Source organism: Tardiphaga sp., assembly GCF_041424195.1.
Lineage (GTDB): Bacteria > Pseudomonadota > Alphaproteobacteria > Rhizobiales > Xanthobacteraceae > Tardiphaga.
Window position 1 is genome coordinate 1 of record NZ_JBGMOE010000117.1, and the last position, 8522, is coordinate 8522.

At 63.8% G+C, this 8522-nt stretch carries 9 protein-coding genes; 1 reads left to right on the forward strand and 8 read right to left on the reverse strand.

Annotated elements, in window-relative coordinates:
• Nucleotides 1-408 precede the first annotated feature (408 nt).
• Complete coding sequence (locus ACEK02_RS16350) at nt 409-873, forward strand: N-acetyltransferase family protein (protein ID WP_371422642.1); 465 nt, start codon at nt 409-411, stop codon at nt 871-873.
• Between the two features lie 443 nt (nt 874-1316).
• Here the strand turns inward: ACEK02_RS16350 and ACEK02_RS16355 are convergent, their stop codons facing one another.
• The 8 genes from ACEK02_RS16355 to ACEK02_RS16390 form a co-directional block, all read right to left on the reverse strand.
• Nucleotides 1317-2084, reverse strand: coding sequence for a TonB family protein (locus ACEK02_RS16355; RefSeq protein ID WP_371422643.1), 768 nt, complete (start codon nt 2082-2084; stop codon nt 1317-1319).
• A 4-nt stretch (nt 2085-2088) separates the two neighbouring features.
• Complete coding sequence (locus ACEK02_RS16360) at nt 2089-3126, reverse strand: TonB-dependent siderophore receptor (protein ID WP_371422650.1); 1038 nt, start codon at nt 3124-3126, stop codon at nt 2089-2091.
• 36 nt (nt 3127-3162) lie between these two features.
• Entirely contained in the window at nt 3163-4371 is a 1209-nt protein-coding gene (locus tag ACEK02_RS16365; protein ID WP_371422644.1) for a TonB-dependent siderophore receptor, read from the reverse strand.
• Nucleotides 4372-4703: 332 nt separating this feature from the next.
• The gene (locus tag ACEK02_RS16370; RefSeq protein WP_371422645.1) at nt 4704-5699 is read right to left on the reverse strand and encodes a FecR domain-containing protein; all 996 of its coding nucleotides are present in this window, start codon (nt 5697-5699) and stop codon (nt 4704-4706) included.
• A 97-nt stretch (nt 5700-5796) separates the two neighbouring features.
• Nucleotides 5797-6294, reverse strand: a complete 498-nt coding sequence (locus ACEK02_RS16375; protein ID WP_371422646.1) for an RNA polymerase sigma factor — start codon at nt 6292-6294, stop codon at nt 5797-5799.
• A 131-nt stretch (nt 6295-6425) separates the two neighbouring features.
• Nucleotides 6426-7565 carry a tyrosine-type recombinase/integrase gene (locus ACEK02_RS16380; protein ID WP_371422647.1) on the reverse strand — a complete coding sequence of 380 codons (1140 nt, stop codon included), beginning with the start codon at nt 7563-7565 and terminating at the stop codon, nt 6426-6428.
• A 112-nt stretch (nt 7566-7677) separates the two neighbouring features.
• Nucleotides 7678-8088, reverse strand: a complete 411-nt coding sequence (locus tag ACEK02_RS16385) for a type II toxin-antitoxin system VapC family toxin (RefSeq protein WP_371422648.1) — start codon at nt 8086-8088, stop codon at nt 7678-7680.
• On the reverse strand, nt 8085-8366 hold the full coding sequence (locus tag ACEK02_RS16390; RefSeq protein WP_371422649.1) for a hypothetical protein: 282 nt from the start codon (nt 8364-8366) through the stop codon (nt 8085-8087). Before ACEK02_RS16390 ends, ACEK02_RS16385 begins: the two co-directional genes overlap by 4 nt.
• Nucleotides 8367-8522 lie beyond the last annotated feature (156 nt).

Consider the following 8522-nt stretch of genomic DNA (forward strand, 5'->3'; position numbering starts at 1 on the left):
GCCGTCAGGCAGAAAATCCACTTAACCCGCTGTGCAGTTTTGCCAGGCCACCTCTGGGTGCCTTCGGATCCTTGCTCGTGACGAAGAGACCGCCCATCCCGGTGTTGTGCCCTGGCATGATAGGAGCCGCCAAGCGAGTGAAGCGGCCAGCACAATGATCCTCAAACCCCATGTCGGTACCATCATCGCCTTGGGGTCGCCACAAACCACCAGGCTCCGATAGCTGCGGTGGGTAGCACGGATACGAGAAACAGGATGACCGGCCGCCAGCGTATGTCGCGACGACCACGCCCTCATCCCGACACATGGCAGCAACTTTCCACGCGGTCTGCTTCGTTTGTGGGGCAGCCCTACTGTGCTCCGGCACGTCCCCATTGTCGCCACGATCCCTAATTATCCTGTACCGACATGACGATTATCAGACGGGCGGAATTTCCCACCGACGGCCCAGCGGTGCTAGAAATATGGCGAGAGTTCATCGCCAACTCTCCGGTCAATCTCGATTACCAGAACAACGAGGTCGAGTTCGCGACCTTCACCGAGAAGTATGCTGCACCTAAGGGTTGCGTCTTACTTGCAGATGCAGATGGCGTGATTGAGGGGTGCGTTGCCATGCGCCAGGTCACACTGGCTATATGTGAGATGAAGCGGTTGTATGTCCGTCCAGATGCGCGCGGCAAACGCGTTGGCCGTGTACTGGCGGAGAGGCTGATCGCGGAAGCCCGTGTCGCCGGCTATCGCGAAATGCGACTTGATGTGCAGGCGAAGTTCCTACCCGCCCGCAAACTATATGCGGACCTCGGCTTCGTTTCGGCTGAACCCATCTCGTTCAACCCGGTCGCGGGAGCGTCGTTTCTCGGCCTCCACCTCTGACCGACAAATCGGCGAGCTTTCCAATCCACCATCCCTTGTGAGACATAGCAGCGCGAGCCGCTGATTTGTCCTTGTGCGTCCGTCTCACCGACCGCGCCCTCCCGGGCCTCAGTCTCACGTAATGTGCGCCGGAAAAGCCGCGTCAGTGCGTGCAGCAACGCGCGGTCGCGTGCGCCAAGGAGATCGCGTCGCCTTGAGCAGCAACGCCCGCGAGACGCCGCCAACGGACGCATCGAGATCGGATACGTCGCCATTATAGCGAATGCCCCCGATCCTGCCGCTGGCGCGTGCCGAGCAAGCTTACGCGCCGCTTTGTGCTCGAGGCGGACGCGCCCTCTCGGTAGCGTCGATTGCGGAGGGAGTGGCGGCCAAGGGAAATTTTGGTCATGGCGCTCAAATCTGCGGAGCGGCGAAGCTCGCTGAACCGCGCAGCGACCGGCCGATCAATGGACATAGAACTCGACCGGCACCGAAAGCTCGATTTCGTCAGGCCGATCGGCCGGTATCTTCGGCAGCGGATCGGCGCGCCGGAGCGTCTCGAGCGCGGCCTGATCGAGCGCCGGGAAGCCGGAACTCCGCACCAGCGACGAGGTGAGCACATGGCCGTCGCGGTTGATGCGGAAGCGGATGTAGACGACGCCCTGCTGGCGGGCGCTGCGCGCACCGCCCGGATAGCGCCGGAACTTCTCCAACCGCGCCAGCACGCGCCCCTCCCAGGTATCGGGCGCATTGCTCGATACCTGCGGCGCGGGCGGGGCCGATGCCGTCTTGGGCGCGGCCGTGTCGGGCTGCGGCGGCGCGGGATCGGCGGGCTTCACCGTCGGCGAGGGTGGCGGCGTCGAGATCGCCGGCAGCGGCAGGAGGGTATGTTCGACCGGCTCGACCCTTGGCGGCGTCGGCAGGCTTTCGTGCTTCTCGACGGGCTTGGGGGCTTGCTTGGGCTTGGGCGGTGTCTCGGGCGGGGAGGCGAGCGGCAGCAGCGTCACGACCAGCGGGGCCGAGGGCTTGGGCAGCGGCGTGCTGACCTCGAACGACAGGAACAGCCCCACCGCCATCAGCGCATAGACGAAGCTGGTGCCGACGAAGGCGAGCACGCGCCGCCCCGGCGGCGGTGTATAGCCGTAGCGCTCGATCGAAATCGGCAGGACGACCGGGGCATTGATCGCGTGCTCCGCCGTTTTATGGCCGACAAGGGGAAAAGGCGACGACATTACTCTACCAACGATATGTCAGCGTTCCCACGACCCGTCGCGTCTCGCCCGCACCACAACCATAAGCATCGCAGTTGCTGCCGAAATAATATTTGTTCGTCAGGTTGCGCGCATTGATAGCGAGCCGCCAAAGCCCGAAGTCGTAGCCGATCATGGCATCGAACAGCGTGTAGCCTGGCACCTTGACGGGCGCGCTTTCGCCATAGCCGCGCGTCGATCCCGTGTAACGCGCACCGGCCCCCAACTTCAGGCCAATGGCGAAACGATAATCCGCCCACAGCGATAGTTGATGCTCGGGAACGGCCTGCATCTGCTTGCCGATCTCGCTGGGCCGGCTGCTGCTGGTGACGTCCGCCTTAGGCGTCCAGCTATAGGCTGCGGTGACGTTCATGTCGGGGATCGGCTGCACCAACGCCTCGAATTCGATACCCCTCACCCGAACTTCCCCTGTCTGGCGGGGCTGGAAGCTGGTGTCGAAGCTCACGAAATTCTGCCTGCGCACCTCGAAGAGGGCAATGGAGTAGCTGTCCTTGCGGCCAGGCGGCTGATAGCGCAGGCCCCCTTCGAACTGTTGGCCGGTCTCGGGACTGAACGGTTTGGAGGTATCGGGGTTGATCGTCGTGATCGGCGAAAAGGATTCCGAATAGCTCACATAAGGCGCAAAGCCGGACGGCGACAGGTAGACGATACCGGCGCGGCCGCTGAATTTGCCATCCTTTTGACGGGATATCGACGCGGCGAGATGGTCGTTGGTCCGCACGCTCGCCCAGTCGTAACGACCGCCGAGCGTGACGATCCAGCGCTCGTCGAGCTTGGACTGTACCTGCCCATAAAGACCGGTCTGCGTCAGCGTCGTCACAGAGTCGATATAGGGATCTGCCGTAGCGACGCTTTGCCCGTAGACCGGCGCATAAATGTCGAGGCTGGGAGCGGCTCCAAAGAATGTCGCCACATCAAAACGGCCGCGCTGATAATCAAGCCCGAACAGGAATGTGTTACGCCAACGGCCCGATCCGAGCTTTGCCTCGACCTGATTGTCGATCGTGAAGCTGGCATCCTTCTCGTAGCTGCCGAAGGCCTAGCGATCGAGAATACGGTAGTTTGCGGCGCTTGCGGGATCGGCTTCGTCAACCGTTAAAAAGCTCGTGCCGTAGACCTGGCGAAAATCCGACTTGAGCTCACCGTATCGAGCGTTCTGACGGATCGTCCATGTCTCACCGAAGCGATGCTCGAAGAGGTAGCCGAGCGTCCATTGATCCTGATTGAAGCGGTCGAAATCCGGCTCGCCGGTGAAAGTCGAAGGACGGATAGGGCCATTGGGATTGGGAAGGAGCGTGCCGGCAAGCGGCAGGAACACCGATGATGTTCCGCTCCGCAGCCGTTGAAAATGTCCCAGCACAGTCAGCGACGTGTTTCCTGATGGCCGCCAAGTAACAGCGGGCGCTATATAAATCCGGTTGTCGGATACGTGATCGACCTGCGTGTCGCTATCGAGGGCGAGGCCAGTCAGACGATAGCTCCAACGATCGTCGTTGCCGATCGGACCACCGAAGTCACTCGCGATCTGGTAGCGCGAGAAATTGCCGATCTGGGCTTGTATCTCATGCAATGGCTCGGAGAGCGGACGTTTGCTCACGACGTTGATGACGCCGCCTGGCCCGTTCTGCCCATATAGGACCGAGGCTGGACCGCGCAGCAATTCGACACGCTCGGCTCCGTAGGTTTCCGTCCGCCAGACCGCATAATTGGCGCTGTTGCGAAGCTGAAGCCCATCGAGGTAGAAACCGGGCGAGTAGGCATCAAAGCCGCGCAGCATCACCCAGTCGTAACGAGTATCATATCCGTTGATCGCCTTGATGCCCGGTGTGTAGGCCAGGGCATCGCCAATCCGGTTGGCGCCAATGGCTTCGATACGATCGGCGGATACAACCGAGACAGATTGGGGCGTTTCAATAATTGGGGTGTCGGTCTTGGTTGCCGTTGCACTACGCCGCGCGATATAACCGTCCACCGGACCTGTGCCCGTTTCCTCGATGCCAGCATATCGTCCTGAATGTACCGAACCTGTCGCTCTCCCGTCACCCTCCACGCGCACTGGGCCGAGTTGCACCGTGCCGGCATCGGCCAAGGGCGCAGGCTCGAGCCGCACCGCCGTAGGCGCAGTGAAGCGATAGGTGAGGCCAGTGCCGCTCAGCAGCCGCGACAGTGCCTCGCCGGGGCCGAACGCACCGTTGACCGCCCCGCTGGTCCGGCCCGCGACATCCGCGCTCTCATAGCCGACCTGCACGCCCGACTCCTGCATATACTCTTGGAGTGCCGCTTCCAGCGGTTGTGCCGGGATCGCGAAGCTGTGGCTCGCGCTCGCTGCATTCGATCGAGCGGACTGCGCCCACGCCGAGGCCGGCAGGACGAGGCTGAGCGCGCTCGCCACGCAGAATAGGCGGCGCGAGAAAGCGGAGCGGTTGGTTCGCAGTGCAAGCAGCATTCGGTAATCCCCCGATCGGTCACAAAACCCACCGAAGGCGGGCACTCTTGCCTATGCGACGCAATCGCAAATCGCTTTGGGCATCTCTATGACTGTTCTCGAATGCCCTTACCCAAAGGGAGCCCGAAAATTTTTTAGGAGGCGGGTTTGGCTTGCACGATCAGGATGCCGCTGGGCAGCGTACGGACACGCAGCTCACGCATCGCTGCGATCGTCGCCAGCGCGTCATCGGGCCGGTCGGTGCGGTAGACGCCGCTCACCGGCTGTGCCGCATCGAGATCACCGAAAGTGAAGATCGGCGCCGAGCGATAGCGGCCGATCTCGGCGATGGCACGAGACAGCGGCATGTCGCGCAGCAGCAGCGCGCCCGATCGCCACGCCGCAATGCTGGCGCTGTCCGTCGTGGCAAGTTGTTCGGCCGGGCCTCCCGACCGATACCGCACGCGCGCTCCGGCCTTAAGGGTGACGCCTTCGCCGCGTCCTTCCGGCGCTGAAACGCGCACCACGCCTTCGCTTACGCCAACGTCCACGCCGTCGTCATCCCGCTCGACGGCGAACGCCGTGCCGATATCCTGGGTGACACCGCCCTGCGCCGCCACCCGGAACGGCCGCGCGGCGTCATGCTTCACGTCGAACCAGGCCCGCCCACGCAGCAGCTCGATCCGCCGTTCGTTTCCATCATAGGCGAGCGCTATCGCGGAATCGGTATCGAGCACGACGCGCGAGCCATCGGGAAGCGCGGCGGTCTGGCGCTCGCCGGTTCCGGTCCGATAGTCCGAGCGCATCAGCAGATAGAGGTGAGGCCCTGCAACCATCATCAGCAGTGACGCGGCAATGGCACCGCCGATCGCCTGTTGGAGATGCCGGCGAGCCCAGCTTGCCCTCTTGCCCTTTTGCCCATCGCCGGTCGAAGTCTCGCCGAAGGCCGGCGCGATCACAGCAATATCCTGCCATAGTGCGCGTTCCCGCTCGAAGGCCCGGGCATTTTCCCCGTCATCTGCGAGCCAGGCGCGCAGCGCCGCCAGCTCCGCCGATGTGATGTCGCCCGAACCGAGCCGCGCAATCCAATCGCGGGCCTGATCGACCTTATAGGCATCGAAGCCATGTCGCTCTGAGGGTATATCGGTCATCGCGCCTTCGCAGGTAGGACGGAGGGCATAGCACGCGCTCCGGCATCCCTATGACTGTTCTCGATAGTGCTTACCCAAGGCAGCGTCGCAAAGAATATCACTCCGATGGCTCATTCCCGTCTCGGGCACGACCGAGAGCGATGAGCGCTCTCCGGATGTGGTTCTCGATGCTCGTGGTCGTAAGCCCCACCCTCGTCGCGATCTCGCGCTGGGTCAGGCCCTCGATCCGGTTCATGCGGAAGATCGAGCGCGTCGGCTCGGGTAAAGTCTCCGCGGCCGCCTCGACCCTGCGCAGGGTGTGAAGCGAATCGACGATGCGATCAGGCTGTAGGGAAGGATCGGAACCCCACAGCAGGTCTTGCGCCGCGGCATGGACATCCTCGCGTCGCTGATCGCTGCGGGCGTGATCGACGGCTAGGTTGGTCGCGAGCCGGTAGAGATAAGCCCGCTTGTGTATGATCGGCGGATCGTCCTCGACCCGCTGGATACGCAGCCATAGCGATTGCGTCACGTCCTCGGCCGCCGGTGCGGTGCCAACGATCCGCTGCGCCAGTCGAAGCAACGACGGGCGTTCGTTCAGCAGCAGGCGCGTCAAGGCAACAGCGTTCGTCGGCATAGCCCGACCATGTTAGCGCAGATTGCGAACGACTCGCAACAAAGACTGTTCTGCCTGGGAGAATTGCCGATGGAGCGCTCTCGCGATGCGTGTCGCCGCGCTCTGCCGATCTAGCGGTCCTCAAACCTTCTCGCCATTCGCGCGCTAGCTCCACTTTTCGCCGCAAGTTTGGCGCCGTAGCGCATCACTGTCTTGGGATCGCGCCAGCGGTAGGCCTGCATGATCGCCGGCAGGCTCTCGCCGGCCGCGAAATTGTCCTGCGCCACGCCCACCCGGATCGAATGGCTCGAAATTGCCGCGACCCAGCGTTCGAGCTCCGCCTCGCTCATCGCCCCCAGCAGCTTCTTGTCGAACGCCTGGCGCAGCAGCCGCTTGTAGATCAGCGTGACCGTGCCGGGGTTCAGCGGCCCCGCCCCCACCCCGCGGATCGACCCGTCGAAATAGGTCTCCACCCGCCGGAACAGCGGCCCGCGGTCGATACCGGCCTTGTCGCGCCACTCCGCGATCGCGCGCATGGCCATGGGCGAGAGATAGGCCAGGGCCCCCTGCCCTTCCTGGTCGGTCTTGCTGCGATCGATGTCGACGACGCCGGCGCCGTCGACATCCGCACCGTCGATATGCTCGACCCGCATCGCGGCGAGCTCGGAGCGCCGGCAGCCGGTGTCGTAATTGACGAGCAGCAGCGCGCGGTCGCGCGCGCCCAGCAGATCGCGGCGGGTCGCCTTGAGCAGCACCGCCAGCGAGACGCCGCTGGCGGGCGCATCGAGGTCCGACACATCGCCCTTGTAGCGAATGCCCCGTGCCTGGCGCTGGCGCGTGCCGAGCAGCTTGCGGGCGGCCTTGTGCTCGAGACGGACCAGCGGCGCCGCGGTGGGGTCATCGAGCCCGGCCATGCGATAGGCCCAACCGATGTTGACGAGATAGCGCGCGATCGTCGCGGCCGCGCGCTGCGACGTCGCCCTCCCTGCCTCTCCATGATCCTGTCCCGAGAGCGCACGGATGTACCCCGCCACCGTCTCGGCATTGGCCTCCCCTGCCCGCACCCGTGCGCGCCGGCACCAGCCATCCCAGAGCTTGAGGTCCGACAGGAAGGCGCGCACCGTGTTCGCCGACCACGCGCGGGCGGCCGCCTCGATCAGCGCGGGATCGACGGCGGGCTTGCCGATCGCCAGCGCGCGTACCTCGCCGACGACATCGTCGATCCGCGCCGACGGCGGGGCTTGCGCACGGGAGAGAGCCGTTTTCGCCATGGCCGTCAGTCTGACCAAACCGGCTCGGTGGAATTTGCAGAAACTTCAAGTTGGACCTTCTCCCAAGACCGCCGGTTTCGGCCCGCTGAGGATGCAGCCCGCGCGGCCAGACTCACCACGGCCGGCTTGCTTTGTGAAGTATCAGGTCCGTAGCCGCGAAATCCTTGCCCGTGCAGAGCAACGGCTCGCCCCGCTCCTTGACCACCGCATAGACCATGAGATCGAGCAGGTTCAGCGGACCGCCATTGCCGTTACCCGAGCCGTAACGCGGCTCAGCCTTGATGGCGATCTGTGCATGATCCGCAGTGAAAGCCAGCGTCGCACAGCCACCGCGCTCGAAACTCGCGAGCATTTCCGCGGCTTTCTCCCGCAAGCCGAAGCGCTGGTTGCCGGCCACGCGCAGGAACTCCACGCGGGCGGGCGCGGGTATTCCGCCTCGCTCCGCAATGATCGCACCCAACAAGGCATCCCTGCCCTCCTCATTGGTCAGCACCGCGATCAACGCCGACGTGTCGATAATCATCGGGGCAAGCCATCCTCATCCCACATTTCGGCATCGATTTCGGCCATCGTCGGATAGTTGCGCTTGGGCACGCCTGCGAGAATGGCCTCGACTTCCGCGCGAAAGCCTTCACCGTCAACAGCAGGTGGAAGGGGCATGCGGTCGAGCGCCTCCTCGATGATCTCGACTTGGCTGCGCCCGTCGCGCGCTAGAAGTTCGAGGCGCTGGAGCGCATGGTCGGACCGAATGGTGATTGCGCGCTGCTTGCGGCGCGGCGGTTGATGTGCGGCGGTGGCCACAACGTCCTCCTTGGCTTCGGATCTGCTCTATCTTCGATATAGCAAATGTGCTGCTACAGTGCAAGCACGCTGACTGGGTCGCGATAACATCCCATTATCGCGATGTGACGCGCCATAATTAACGTCGCTGGCGCAAATCGCTGAGCAGTTCCTGTG